The 13941-nt window shown below is 61.9% G+C and carries 12 protein-coding genes; all 12 read right to left on the reverse strand.

Features of this window, described 5'->3' with window-relative positions; translation table 11 throughout:
• Window positions 1-192: 192 nt before the first annotated feature.
• The 12 genes from ACFMO5_RS11610 to ftsY all read right to left on the reverse strand — a co-directional run bounded on the left by ACFMO5_RS11610 (window position 193) and on the right by ftsY (window position 13694).
• Window positions 193-2442: a zinc ribbon domain-containing protein gene (locus tag ACFMO5_RS11610; RefSeq protein ID WP_376792913.1), complete on the reverse strand. Its 2250-nt coding sequence runs from the start codon at window positions 2440-2442 to the stop codon at window positions 193-195.
• A gap of 194 nt (window positions 2443-2636) precedes the next feature.
• Complete coding sequence (locus ACFMO5_RS11615; protein ID WP_376792914.1) at window positions 2637-3248, reverse strand: hypothetical protein; 612 nt, start codon at window positions 3246-3248, stop codon at window positions 2637-2639.
• Between the two features lie 13 nt (window positions 3249-3261).
• Window positions 3262-3987, reverse strand: coding sequence for a DUF6754 domain-containing protein (locus tag ACFMO5_RS11620; protein WP_376792915.1), 726 nt, complete (start codon window positions 3985-3987; stop codon window positions 3262-3264).
• Window positions 3984-4193, reverse strand: a complete 210-nt coding sequence (locus ACFMO5_RS11625; RefSeq protein WP_376792916.1) for a hypothetical protein — start codon at window positions 4191-4193, stop codon at window positions 3984-3986. The genes ACFMO5_RS11620 and ACFMO5_RS11625 overlap by 4 nt, the downstream gene beginning before the upstream one ends.
• 318 nt (window positions 4194-4511) lie before the next feature.
• Window positions 4512-5462 carry an AAA family ATPase gene (locus ACFMO5_RS11630; protein ID WP_376792917.1) on the reverse strand — a complete coding sequence of 317 codons (951 nt, stop codon included), beginning with the start codon at window positions 5460-5462 and terminating at the stop codon, window positions 4512-4514.
• 1204 nt (window positions 5463-6666) lie between these two features.
• A complete protein-coding gene (locus ACFMO5_RS11635) occupies window positions 6667-7854 on the reverse strand; it encodes a class I SAM-dependent rRNA methyltransferase (protein ID WP_376792918.1) in 1188 nt (395 codons plus the stop codon).
• A 271-nt stretch (window positions 7855-8125) separates the two neighbouring features.
• Complete coding sequence (gene holA / locus ACFMO5_RS11640; RefSeq protein ID WP_376792919.1) at window positions 8126-9094, reverse strand: DNA polymerase III subunit delta; 969 nt, start codon at window positions 9092-9094, stop codon at window positions 8126-8128.
• Window positions 9095-9100: 6 nt separating this feature from the next.
• Entirely contained in the window at window positions 9101-9604 is a 504-nt protein-coding gene (locus ACFMO5_RS11645) for a DUF6391 domain-containing protein (RefSeq protein WP_376792920.1), read from the reverse strand.
• A 110-nt stretch (window positions 9605-9714) separates the two neighbouring features.
• A complete protein-coding gene (locus ACFMO5_RS11650) occupies window positions 9715-10446 on the reverse strand; it encodes a sortase (RefSeq protein WP_376792921.1) in 732 nt (243 codons plus the stop codon).
• Window positions 10410-11060 carry a helix-turn-helix domain-containing protein gene (locus ACFMO5_RS11655; RefSeq protein WP_376792922.1) on the reverse strand — a complete coding sequence of 217 codons (651 nt, stop codon included), beginning with the start codon at window positions 11058-11060 and terminating at the stop codon, window positions 10410-10412. The genes ACFMO5_RS11650 and ACFMO5_RS11655 overlap by 37 nt, the downstream gene beginning before the upstream one ends.
• A 308-nt stretch (window positions 11061-11368) precedes the next feature.
• Window positions 11369-12479 (reverse strand): peptide chain release factor 2 gene (gene prfB / locus ACFMO5_RS11660; RefSeq protein WP_376792923.1). Its coding sequence is split into 2 segments (ribosomal slippage): window positions 11369-12412 and window positions 12414-12479, totalling 1110 coding nucleotides; the frame shifts between segments, so codons are not numbered across the junction.
• 300 nt (window positions 12480-12779) lie between these two features.
• Window positions 12780-13694 (reverse strand): signal recognition particle-docking protein FtsY, encoded by a 915-nt coding sequence (ftsY, locus tag ACFMO5_RS11665; RefSeq protein WP_376792924.1) that lies wholly within the window; start codon window positions 13692-13694, stop codon window positions 12780-12782.
• Between the last annotated feature and the right edge of the window lie 247 nt (window positions 13695-13941).

A 13941-nucleotide genomic window follows, 5' to 3' on the forward strand; every position in this document is an offset into this window, starting at 1 on the left:
CGGGCGCCTTTAGCGCCCGGCTTGCCCCCAAAGTATTTTTCGTCCCCCTCCCCACAGCCGTTCGGGCCGCGGGGAGAGGGATGAAGGGGTGGGGCTATCCGATCCCCACTGCATATCCCCAAAAAAGAAGAAGCGCTCGCAAGCAAACCGCAAGGAGATCCGGGAAGACAACTTGCGAACGAGCGCCACGAGTCAAACGGCCTTCGAACCTCGAAAGAGCTGAATCACCAACCCCGCCCCGATCAACAGTACGACAAAGACCTGAAGAGTTGCTTGCGCTTGAAGATCGAAGAAGGCCGGGCTGCCCTCTGGGACAGGTCCTTCCATGAGAAGCGCATCCCGCAAGCCCACCGCTGCCGCCTGGAGCTGCCCGCTCTCCCGATACGGAGCCACATAGGGCGCAAGGTTCGCGCCAACAGCGGCGATCCGCGGCACCTCGGCGGGAAGAATCCCATGGACCTGCTGGATCCATCCCCGCAACGCATCAGGGGAGCCGGTGATCAGAACCACCAAGTTCAACCGGGCTGCCAACGGCCCTTCCTCAAAATCCCGCGCGATCGGAAGCTCCCGCAGCGACTGCCCGCGGTAATCCACCCCCAGCTGATCGATGGGCCGGGTGAGAAGGCGGACCACGCCCATCTCCTGACCCGGGTAGTATCCGAGATGGACCACACGCTCCCCATAATCCGGGCGCGCCTGAACGACCTGCGCCGCCTGAGCGGCTCCCCATGGGGAAAGGCTCACCGTGAGCACCCGAACCCCCCGTGCGGTGAGCCGCTCGAGCACCCTCTGGAGATAGACTTCAAGCTCCGCTGCGCGGTCCGGCCCATAATCCACCGCCACGAGGGCAATGCCCCCAGGGGGGGCCTGATCCAGGGCGGACAGGAAGTCAACCGGAGGGGTCAGAAGAGCGGTCTGGAAGAAGGGCAAGGGCCAGTACAGCCCAAGGATCAGAGCGCCCAGGAGGAGGATAAAGAGCAGCCAGCGCTCGAGAGCAGCACCCAGGGCGGCCGGAGCAGGCCCCGCCACCCGTTCCCCCAACAGGAAGGTCAAGCCTTGATCCAGCAAGCTTTGCCAAGCCTGAGCCCGGGTCAGAAGCTCAGGAGCAGGTTCCGCCCGAAGCCGGGCGGCCGGCCCCTGGATCTCCGTCATCCGCAGGTTCAGGGGAAGCACATCGACCAACCCGGCCAATGGCCCCTGGGTCTCCACCACCGCTTGCTCGACTGGAGGGAGTGCCTCTAAAGGTGTCTCGACTTCTTCCTCCGAAACCGGCTGAAGGGTCTGCAGCCACTCCGGCATCTCAGCAAGCACTTCCTCCAGATCCGTGAACGGCGGGACCTCGACAGGCACCGGAGGGGATTCGGCGGGAAGTTCCTCGACCAGGAAGGGACTCACCTGCGTCAGCCCCTCCTCCGCTATGGGAAGCTCCCTCGGGATCTCTAACGCCATCGAAGCCTCTTCTTCGGGCTCCCAGCCCTCGAAAGGCACAAAGGGTACTTCGGGGACAGCCTCCTCAGGAGGCTCCGAGGGCTTCCCCTCCTCACCCCATTCCCTCAGCCACTCCGGAATCGCCTCCGCCTCCGGCCAGACGGGAGGCGCTGCTTCGAGCTCCTCTTGCACCTCAGGGGGGAGCTCAGCGAACGGCGCTACCCCGAAAGAAGAAGAGCTCTCCGCTTCCCATTCGGAAGGCAATCCGATGAACGGCGCTGTCTCCGGGAGAGAAACCTCGGGGCCCTGTTCCAGCGCCTCGCCTGAAGTCTCCAGCCAGGGAAAGGCCAGGGCCGGTTCGCCTTCCGAAGCGAAGGGGATCTCCTGGCCTCCCTCCTCAGGCGAAATGCCAGGGAATGGGAAAGCTCCCTGTTCTTCCCTTGGGGGTTCCGACGGAGGCGTGGGTGCAGCGATCTCCGGAGGAAGGCCTTCGAACGGAGGAACGGAGAGTTCCTCCGTTGGATGTTCAGGTTCAAAGGCCTGGAAAGGCTCCTCCATCGATGGCATGAAAGCGGCCGGCTCCTGCGCCGATGGGGTCTCTCCCTCCGCCCCCTCCCATGGTTCGAGGAGGGGAACCTCGGGGAGGCGGGTTTCCTCCGGTGGAGCGGGCGCTTCCTCCGCACCGCCGGTTTCCAGCGCCCTAACCTCTGGAGCGACCGAGGGCGCCGTTGGGGGGATCTCTGGGAAGAGGTCCCCCAGCGTCGCGAGCCAGTCCAGCTCCGGGCTTTCAAGTTCCTCCTCTACAGGAAGCCCCTCGATCTCCGGAAGCTCTCCGGATTCCAGACGAGCGCCGCATTGCTCGCAGAAGATCGCTGCGGAGGGATTCCGATAGCCACAGATGGGACAGAGAACTCCCCCCTCCACTTCGGAGGCGGGGATCAGGCTGGCTCCGCACTGTTCGCAGGTCAGCCGATCCTCCGAATTCGACGCCCCGCAGATCGGACACGATTTCATCCTCTACCTCCCAGAACTGACCCCCAAAACGATCCCCAGAAGCCTCCCGAGGAAGCAGCGGCTACTGCTTCTTCCACGTTTGATTTTTGGTTCGGTCCCATGGGGGTTTGGGGCCGCTGGCCCTCACCACCCCATATCCTCAAAACGATGAAGCACCACCTTCCCAGCTCCGAAAACGTCTCAAAGGGAAGGGATCACCGCCGCCCTAAAGGCTGATCCATCCACAGGAACGTTCGCACCACCATCACGATCACCCCCACCGCCACACCGATCAGAAGGCCCCGAATCCCTCCGGTTGCCAGGGGGGCGAGAAGGGTTTCATAAAAAGAACCGAACAGGCTGGGACGAGGGATTCCGGGCGAATGAACCATGAGCATCGTGAGGACACCCGCCACAAAGAGCAAACTGTAAACCGAGCGGCGGGCGCGCAACATACGCCAAAGGGCCAGAACCATAAAGAAGGGCAGCAGGGCCCCCAGCGAGGCTTCCAAAGGCAGCAGGCCATATCGATAAAGCCAGCTGGTCCACGATCCAACCAACCCACCCTCCACCAGGGAAAGCAACAGGACCGCCAGGGCCGCGAGGGCAGCGACCAGGCTATACGGCCAGCCCTCTCCACGCGCTTCCACCCGATGGAAATGAGCCTCGAGGAAGGAGAGGAAACCCACCACGGTCGCGTAAGCGAGCAGCGTGGAGCCCACCTCGGTCAGGACCTGGCGGAGGGTGAGCTGAGGCCATATGTATGGCATAAGGATCAGGGCGATGACCAAGCTTAGGATTCCAGCAGCCAATACACGTCGGAGCATCTCGATTCCTCCCTCAACCGCGCAGGGCCAACCCCAAGGCAGCGGCCACGAGGAGCAGGATCAACAACCAGCGGATCAAATCATGGGTTAGAAGGAGGGCCGATGGTTGTCCAGGTATCTCCTCTTGGGGGGAAAGGGCGAAGGCCTCTTCGCCGACAGCCAAGGCTGGATCCAACGGCCATAGAACGGCGGCCCCGGTGAGATCCGGCATGGTAAAGATCGAGCGGGCCCCATATCGCTGGCCGATCTCCCCTACCAGCACACCTTCCTCCCGAAACAGCCCGGCCATCCCGCTGGTCGCCACCGGCTCTGTTCCCAGGAAAAGGGTAAGGCCGGCTGCATAAGCCATAGGGCTGGCCCCAGCCCACCACACACGATCGGGAGGCACTGTGGATGGGATGCCCCGGCGCCGATAGGCCTCCTGGAGGACGTGTCGAGCGTAGACCAGGGCCACAGGATCCGCCACCGTCACGAAAGGAGGAACCTCCCCGGCCGCCGCATCCCTTGCTAAGCGCTCCAACATCCGCCCGCCGCTCAGCGTCAGCGCCGCCTCGCTGCTGATCAACCCGCCAGAGCCCAATGCGAGATGAAGCGGCTGCCCGGTCTCCAGGGCTTGCCCCACCTGCCGAGGGATCCACCGGAAAGGCTCCGGTTCGCGGGGAGGGATCCGAATCCAGCGCGCGATCCGAGCGGCAAAGAGCACCATGAGGACGGAGAGCAACAACAATCCACCGATCATAGGGGGCTCTCCTTTTCATCCCGGGTCTGGGGAATACCCTCCAAGCTCGTCACCCAGCGGGCGATCCGTTCAGGCCCCAACCAGGGACGCAGGAGCCATAACCCCTGAGCCAGGGGGAACCGAAGCGGAGCCAGCGCCTCCAGAAGCCAGCCGAAGTCCTCTGGAGGGACAGCATGCTCACATCGAGGGGTTTTGAATCTCTCCACCAGCTCCTTTACGCGAAGGACATTCCCTCTCCGGTTCAAGCGAATGCTCCTCCCGTTTGTCAAAGCGAGAGACCACCGACCCACGATCCGGCGCTTACATCTGCTTTGAGTATAACCCAAGTTCGGCAGATTGGGAGGAACAAAGAAGGAGCCGCCCACGGCTCAGCGATCCCTCGCTGTCCAGGAGCCGAGCAGAGCGCCCCTTGTGGGTGCCCTTGCCCCTATCCCATCCCGTGGCCACACCCAACCGGAATTCCCTGTGGTAAGGATCATCCCCACGCGTTGGTGCGGCCGCCCTTTGGACAGAACGCCAGCAGCTCAAGCGAGAGCCGCGCCCGGCACCGGGACCTGATTTATGATCTCAACGAGAATTTGCTCCGGGGTGATCTCCCGCATCCGAGCCTCCGGATTCAGGATCAACCGATGGGCCAGACACGGCAGAACCAGCGCCTTAACATCGTCCGGAAGCACATACTCCCGTCCCCGCAAGACCGCGCGAGCCTGGGCGGTTCGGAACAAAGCGAGGGCACCGCGCGGGCTGGACCCCAGATAGATGTCCGGATGCTCCCGCGTGCGCTCCACGATCTCCAAGAGATAACCCTTGACCTCAGCGGACACATGCACACCTCGAATCTCCTCCTGAGCCCGGCGCAGCTCCTCTAGCTGCACCACTTGCTCCAGTGTCTCAATGGGATGACGGAATTGCTGGGCCTCCAGGATCGCCAGCTCATCCTTCCGCGAGGGGTAGCCCAGGCGGATCCGCAGCATGAAGCGATCCAGCTCCGCCTCCGGCAGTGGGAACGTTCCCTCATATTCGATGGGGTTCTGAGTGGCCAACACCAGGAAGGGTCGAGGGAGCGCATACGTCACGCCGTCCACACTGACCTGATGCTCCTCCATCGCCTCCAGCAACGCCGCCTGAGTTTTCGGAGTGGCTCGATTGATCTCGTCCGCCAAGACGATATTGGCCATAATCGGGCCAGGGCGGAACTCAAAGGCCCGAGTCCCGGGGTTGAAGATCGATACACCGGTGATATCGCTGGGGAGCATGTCCGGCGTGAACTGAATCCGGCGGAAAGTTCCTCCAATGGAGCGCGCCATCGCCTTGGCCAGCATCGTTTTCCCCACCCCAGGCACATCCTCAATGAGAAGATGGCCTTGAGCCAGCAAGCCGATCACCGCAAGCTCAACCGCCTCTCGTTTCCCAAAGATCACCCGCTCGATGTTTTCCACCAGGCGACGCGCAATATCCTGGGCAAAGCCAGTCATCTCCAGAACCTCCTCGAGAGCTCGGCTCAAAACCTCTATCGCCCCCTGATGGAAGCGGTTGGAATTCCCCCCTTCTTTCTTCCCCTCGCCACACCCCGAAAGGTGGTCTGGTCATTATGGATTCGGTGTGGGTGGGGGAGAGATTGGTGAACCGACTGTGGGAGATGGCGTGGGGGACTTCGCATCCTGAATCCTTGGAGTGGCCGTTGGGACTTCCGTCTGGGGAGTGATGGTAGGCCCTTCGGCGACACCAGTTCCACTGGATTCTGGACCCGATCCCATCGACGAAAACGGCGGGAAAGTTGGAGAGGGCGTGGAAGACAATGGTCGTTCTGCTCCACTCATCGCAGGAGTCGTTTGAAGGGGGCGGACCTCAATGACGATCCACGGTGTTCCTGTGGGGGCTGAGATTGCGCCTCCCATCGCCGCAGAGGCTCCCTTCCCCATCGAAAGCCAGGCGAGCACCCCTACAGCGATTCCGAACATCAACCCAAAGCCCCCTCCGGCCACCAGCGCTCGCTGCCAGCCCTTGAGGGATCCCGGCAGGGTGGCCCATGTGAGAGCTGCCCCAGCCAAGGTGAAAAGAGGGCCCTTTCCAACCCATCGCATTGGGTCCGGGATGTCCGGTGGAACGGCTCGCCATGCGGTGATCCACCCGCCGAGGGCCCCAACCGCTGCGATTACCGCCAGGCCGGCTAGGATTGGATAAGCGGCGGTTGTCTCACGAGCCGCCCAAGGCAGCAGCAATGCGGGGATTCCGATCAGAAGAACCAGCAACCCCCAACCATTCAAACCATGCGCTTCAGAGGATACACCCCATGGCAACATCACCCCCAGCACCATCAGCCCGGGGCCCAGCATCTGCAATCCCAGCGGCAACGGCCTTTCATTCATGCCTGAGCTCACAACATCTCCTCCCGCAATGGCGCCCCTCTTGTGCGCTCATCTTTTATCGAAATCATGTTATCGAAATTATGCCCCCCAAAACCGTGTTGGGCTTTTCCCGCTCCTTCCCTCAGCGCTTTGAGCTTTGGGAAGAGGGTCGAAACCAAGGCAGAGCCATCCATCCTTCCACCGAACACCCCCGAGATTCCGATGGACCACGCATTCCTAATTCTACGAGAAAAGTTTTAGAAAAGCCAACGATAGGGACGAATCGAGAGGGAGGAATAGTTACTTAACGACGGCCAACCCCTGCATGCCTTCAATCAGCCGCCGACTGCTTCTCCACAATCAATGTTTTCAGATACAAGGTCTCTGGGATCTGGAGGACCCATGGATGATCCGGAGGCTGATACGTCACGTCGCGCACCAAGAGGCGACAGCCCACATCGGAGGCCGCCAGGCGGGCAGCCTCGATCAGATCCTCCAGGCGGATGGGATAAGCGCATGACGAGAAAAAGAGCCCGCCGCCCTCTTTGAGCAAGCGCAACGCCAGCCGGGCCATATCCACAAACCGGCGCCGCACCCCTCGCTCCCACTCCATCCGGCGCTTCACCATCGCCGGGGGATCCAGCACCACCCAATCGAAGCGCCGCTCCTCGGCCAGCAGCGCCTCCATCATCTCCAAGGCATCTCCCAGGCGCACCGTCACCCGTTCCGCCAGGCCGTTGCGAGCCGCATTTCGTTCCACCTGCCCCAGGGCCCATGGATCCTTATCGATCACTACCGCCATAGCCCCCGCCGCCGCCGCATGCAGCGCAAAAGCCCCAATGTAGCCATAAACATCCAGCACCTGATCCCCCGGCCGGATCCATCCTCGCAACCGTCGTCGGTTGTCTCGCTGGTCGAGGTAAAATCCGGTCTTTTGCCCTCGCACGACACTGGTCTCGAAAACCAGGCCGTCCTCCACCACCTCCAGAGGATCCGGCACTTCTCCCCACAGGGGTCCTACCCGGGGCTCAAGCCCCTCATCCTCCCGAGCCTCCACATCGCTGCGCTCGTAGATCCCCCGGGGGGCGAACAACGCTCGCAAGGCCTCCACCAAGCTCTCCCGCCAGCGCTCCATCCCCAGGTTCCGGATCTGCACGACCAGCACCTCGCCATAACGGTCCACAATGAGACCCGGGAGGCCATCCGCTTCCCCATGAACCAGACGCATGGCATTCGTCCCGTGGATCCCCTGTCGGCGGAGGGCTGCTTCCATCAGGCGTCGACGGAACCATCCCGCATCAATGCGCTCCTCGCTCCGGGTCAGCATCCTCAGGGGGATAGAGGCACCCGGGTTATAGAACGCCTGTCCGACCAGTGTGCCGGAGGCATCCCGGACCAGGACAACGGCTCCAGGCTCCGGATCGCCTCGAACCTCGGCGATATCGTCGTGAAATGCCCAGGGGTAAAAATTCCGAAGCTTGCGTTCCGCATAAGGTTTCAGGATCACGCTCGGCCGCATTCGACGCTTGTCCTCCACGGTCACATTTCTCGCTTTTCGCACCGCAGCTTGAAGCAGGGGAAAGGCGATGTCCGGGGTGGCATTGCTCTGCCCATTTTTAACTTTGGGGCTTTCGGGGGCCGGGTCGGGGTCGAAAAGCCCCCGAAAGATTTTTCTCCCCTCTCTCCGCGGCCCTCCGGGCCGCGGAGAGAGGGGCCATCGGTCTTCCCGAGCGCATCCCCCAAACAATTAGCACTATCGCTTCGCCGGGGAGCGGAGTATTGGGTTGAGCTCAGGGGATCTCCCGCCGACCCACGGAAACAATGAACGTCTCCAATGCGACCACATCGGGGATCTGCCCTGTCTTGATCGCCACATCCAGCTCCGCCAGGTTTCGATAGAAAGCTTCCAACTGAGAGATCGAGAAGGCGGTGACGGCCTCGGCGATCTTACGGGCTGCGTAAGGATGGAGCCCTAACAGATTTCCCGCCTCGGCTGGCGAGAGGCCGTCCTCTAGTTGCTCCTTCATCAGGAGCATGAATCGGAACTGGCGGACGATCATGCCGAACAGGCCTAGGGGGTGTTCCCCTTCCGCCAGCAGCCGGTGCAGAGCCGCCAGAGCCCGATGCACATCCCGACGGCCCAAGGCCTCCGTGAGTTCAAACAAGCTAATGGGCGCCGCGTAGGGCACTAGCCGCTCGACATCCTGCGGCGTCACGGGCCGGCCAGCTGCCCAAATGACCAGCTTGTGGATCTCCTGATCCAGCAGCCGCGGATCGGTCAGGAGGGCAGCCAGAGCGGAGGCGGCTTGGGGCGTAAACGTTCCGCCATAACGCCGGGCTCGGGCCATCACCCACTCCGGCAATGCCCGGGGGGAAGGGAGTGGGAAATGCCGCACCTCTCCAAGGTCGGGATGGGCGGCGATCCAGCGCAACAAGGGGTGATCCTCAGGGAGCGTCCTGGGCTCCACCAGGACCAGCCAGGTCGTTGGAGGAACCACGGACAGCGCCTCCAGGAGGGCGTTCTCCTCCCGGGCCCGACGGCGTTCGCGGGCGAACATGCCTTCGACAATGATCAGCCGACGGGCGGCGAGGAACGGCATGGCAGCGCAAGCCGCTTGCAGCTCGGCCGGAGAAACCCGCCGCCCATCCAGCACGCTGACATTCATGGATTGAGCGGCGGCATCTCCAACGGCTTCCCGTAGCTCCCTCAGCGCTTCCTGAAGCTCCAGCTCGTTCTCCCCATGCAATACGATCACCATTCCCCTTTACCCACCGCGGGTCTCCACAAAATACCCCTGAACCCAGCTGCGCGAAAGCGCCCGCACGCCCACAATCTCCAAATCCCCCGGATCCGCTTGAGTAGTCAGATGGGCCTGCAGCCAAGGCCCTAACGGTTGGGCGGCGATGAGGGTCAACACGGTTGCCAGAATCACCAGCGGCAACACATCCCGACGCCGGCGATGAGGGACCAGGCCGAGGGTGAGAAAGGCCGCCAGGCCTGCTGTGGTGCCCGAAGCCACGTAGTTCGTGCCGCAACCCGGATGGATGGCCCAGTGATGTTCCCCTCGGCGCAACCGCTCCAGGGCCTCATGGGATGCCGCCACCACCGCCTCCATCGGCACATTTCCATAGATATAGAATCCGAAGGGCGTCGAACGGCCGGCCATCGGCCGCCCCGGGAACCGCTGGCTCAGCAGATGAATGGTCCCGTGTTCCAGCGCGTGATTCCGTCGGATCCGTCGCAAAGGTCCCCACTCGAGAAGCGACATGCGCTTTCCCCTTTATGACAGATTTAAAAGCCAGATCAAGCGCGGAAAACGCCCAAGCTGGCCCTTAAAGATATTCGAATGCCCCAGTGGATACGTCCTGGCCCTCCCCCTTATCGACCGGACGGTTCATCCCGCGAGTTCGCCGGACGCGCCACCACAATCAGCCTGTGGGTGTTATTGTTGGGAGGCCAGCATGTGACCAGAGTCAGTCGCTCATCCGATGTAGGCAGAATCCACCGTAAGTTACGCTGACGGATTTCCAGAGGTTGGCCTTTTTCCGGCAGGATATGAAGGGCCTCCACCTTGTAAATGTAGACCCGCCGCCAAGTCTCCAGCTGGATCTGGTCCCCCAGACGCAGACGATGGAGATCGGCAAACACCTTCCCATAGATGTTGTGATGACCGATCAGGACAATGTTGCCCGGCCGGCCAGGGTGGGCGGAGGTTGTCAACCAGCCCGCGGCGAAGCGATTCGGCGGTTCCCAGGTGATGAATTCCCGTCCTTCCTCTTGCATACTCGTTAGCCCCACAGGGACCACCGGGGCTTCCAGGTGGATGGCCGGGATAGATAGACGAAGCGGGAGCTCCGCCTCTGATGCTGCCTCTGGCGAAGGCCTTCGGGTCTGAACCGGCGTAGACCTCGCTGTTTCCGCCAGCGTGGAGGACGGGCGCGTCGTCTCCAACAGGCGCGGAGGATTTAACTCCGGTGGACGTTCAGCAGGGAGGGCATCAACGGCCATCGGCTGCCACGCGAGCCATACCCCCCATGCGCAGATCGCCAGGCCCGCTCCCATCAGGATCCGGCTTAAGCTGTTGAAGAGCCTGCGGTGGCCCTCGCCCATGGCGCTTGCTCCAGGTAGCCCTCAACCATGGCCAGCAAGGTTTCGTTGTAAAAGGCCATGATCGCCCGATACACCTCATGCCAGCGTTCTGGGGAGCCGCCCATCTCCACCATCCGGAACGCGCTCTCCAGCAGGTAGCCTCCGAAATGCATGAAGGCCCGCAACAAATCCCCAAGCGTCATCCCTGCAGCGATGGCCTGTTCCGCGTAGCGGGAGCCGATCCGATGGGGGCGCTGGGGATCGCGATCGCGAATATAATCCTGAAGCTCCGCCAGCAATTGATAGCAGGTGGCTTGGAAAGCTTGCGCGATTTCTCCATGCATCCGCTCGAACCACGGCGCCTGAGGCACAGCGCCCCGGACGAGTTCAAGGCGGAGCTGACCCAGAGTGTATGTGATCAGCATTTGCACCCCGGGCTCCGCCCCATGGGCTTGCAACCACGCCTCAAGCTCCTGCCGGGCGAACCGTCGATGTCCCCCAGCCGTCCGACGAGAGGGAATACGACCGGCGTCGGCCCAGGCCCGAAGGGTCGCAGGGTGAACCCCTAACATCGCGGCCGCTTCCTTGAGGGAAAGCCACTCTCCAGAAGAGTGTTTCTGTTTTCGCCCTGTCATCTGTTTTTCTCCCGTTCGCTCAAGCCCGCGCAGTCACCCGTTCAGCGGACTGGAGATCCGCCTTCCTTAGGCGCTCCTGCGCCGAGCGTCCGCCGGCGTGAGCGCGGAAAACCCCGCTCGGCGAAGGCCGACCGTTGGTCTTTACGCCGATTGGAAATCGCCCCTGGGGCGCTTCAGGCCGGGCGTCCGCCTCCGCGGACACGAAACCCGCCCGGCGAAGGCCGACCATCGGCTGTAGGCCCCAAAAAGGCGATTTCAATCGGCGCAGCGCCGGAAGGCCAGCAACCCAAGGAACGAGCAAGCCGAATTTACGAAGAGGGAGAGGGAGCCATCGCCTGCCGGAGATAGGCTTCGATGAACTCATCCAGCTCCCCATCCAGCACCCGCTCCACCTGGCTGGTCTCATAATCTGTGCGATGATCCTTCACCAACTGATAAGGATGAAGGACATAGGAGCGGATCTGGTTTCCCCATTCAGCGCTTACGTGCTTTCCCTTTAAAGCCGCGATCTCCGCCTGCCGCTTCCGTTCCTCCAACTCCGCCAGACGAGCCTTTAGGATTTTCAATGCGGTTTCTTTGTTTTGCGCCTGACTCCGCTCGTTCTGGCACGAGACGACAATCCCCGTCGGGATATGCCGGATGCGGACCGCTGTCTCGTTCTTCTGCATATGCTGGCCACCTGCCGTGGAAGCCCGGAAGGTCTCGATAACGAGCTCCTCCGGACGGATCACGATCTCCGGGCTCTCCCCGATATCCGGCCATACCTCAACCAGGGCAAAAGATGTGTGGCGACGACGGGCGGCATCGAAGGGGGAGATTCGGACCAGACGGTGCACCCCTTTCTCGGCCTTCAAGTAGCCATAAGCGTAAGGGCCCTTCACCAGCACCATGGCGCTCTTGATGCCTGCCTCTTCGCCATCGACCTTATCCAGCAATTCGGCTTCCCACCCGCGACGTTCGACCCAGCGCAGATACATACGCAACAAGATCTCCGCCCAATCCTGAGCATCGGTTCCACCCGCCCCCGCGTGGATGGCCAGAATGGCGTCGTTGCGATCATAGGGGCCGGACATCCAAACTTCGAACTGGTGGCGATGGATCTCCTCCTCGAGGATCCCAATCTCGCGCTCCAGCTCTGAAGCCAATGTCTCATCCCCCTCCCCCTCGGCCAGGTCCAGCAGCTCACGGGCCTCCTGGATTCGACGGCGCAAGCTCAGCCAGCCCTCCACCTCCTCTTTCAACCGACCCAGCTGCTTCATGAGCTCTTGGGCCCGCGCCGGTTGGTCCCAGAAATCCGGCCGAGAGGCCTCCTCTTCCAGCCTCTGGATCTCGGCTTGCTTCTTCGGGATGTCAAAGACGGTCCAGCAGATCCTCCAGGGTGACCATCAAGGCTTCGATCCGTTCACGCAACCCACTCATCGGGAAACCTCCTTTTTATGCAAAGTCGGAGGGGTCGTCCTGTTCTTCATGACTCATCCCAATAAACCCAACGATCGGTTTTCGAGAACTGGGCCGATGACCAAGAACGGGCGCTTAAGCGCCCGACCCCAAACGGCCCCCGGCCCAGCCCCGAAAGATCTTTTCTCTCCTCCCCCCGCGTCCCCAAAGGGCCGCGGGGGGAGGAGAGAAAGGGCAAGGGGCCATTCACCCTCTATATCTCATAGCCCCAAATGATGAGAGGAACCACTACCGCCTCATCCCTCGAACCCCTGAGGCCCATCAATTCGGATCAAACAATCCTTCCACAAATGCATCCGCATCAAACGGCAACAGATCCTCCAGCCCTTCACCAACCCCCACGAATCGCACCGGCAAGCCCAGGTTGCGGGCGATCGCGAAGATCGCGCCACCCTTGGCGGTGCCATCCAGTTTGGTCAGGATGAGGCCGGTGACGCCTACGGCCTGATGAAATTCCCGGGCCTGTGGGAGGGCATTCTGACCGGTGGTCGCGTCCAGCACCAACCAGACCTCATGGGGGGCATCCGGGATCGCCTTCGCGGCCACATTCCGGACTTTCTTCAGTTCCTGCATCAGATTGTATTTTGTGTGAAGCCGGCCAGCGGTGTCCGCGAGGACCAAATCGTAGCCCCGGGCACGGGCGGCCTGCAGCGTGTCGAAGAGCACCGCTCCCGGATCAGCTCCGGGTTGGCCGCTGATACAAGGCACCCCTATCCGCTCCGCCCAGATCTCCAGCTGCTCACCAGCCGCAGCCCGGAAGGTGTCCGCCGCCGCCAGCAAGACCCGCCGGCCCTGTCGCTGGAATTGATACGCCAGCTTGGCGACCGTGGTGGTCTTCCCTGAGCCATTGACCCCAACGATCAGCACCACCTCCAGAGGCCTTCGACCCAGGTTCAACAATGGGGGGTCTCCCAGGATCGCCCGCAACTCCTGCTTCAACAACGCTCGTAGATGATCCGCCCGGGTGATCCCCTCCTGATGAGCTCGGGCCCGCAGGCGATCGAGCACCTCCGTCGTGACCTGGACGCCGACATCCGCTTGAATCAGTGCCGCCTCCAGCTCCTCCCAAAGCTCCTCCGTGATCTCCGTGGCCCCCAACAGCTGAGCGATCCGACCGAAAGCGGCCTGGCGCGTTCGCGCCAATCCTTCTCGTAGCGATTGAAGGACTTTACGCATATACTGATCTCATCCTCCTATCATCTGGAATGAACGCAGAAAAGCCCTACTTTTATTTTACGGCTGAAGAGCTGTCAGGAAAAAAGACATACGGATGCCCGTGAAGACTCTACCAGGCCCAAATTCAATACAGCTCAACTGCTTAAAATTATAAGCTGGGTCGCATCGATGTATGGGTCGCACTTCATTCGCATTTGTTTTGGGGATATGCGGTGGAGGAAGCGGATGGCCCCTCCCCGCGGCCCAA

The organism is Thermoflexus sp., assembly GCF_042408365.1.
Classification (GTDB): Bacteria; Chloroflexota; Anaerolineae; order Thermoflexales; family Thermoflexaceae; genus Thermoflexus.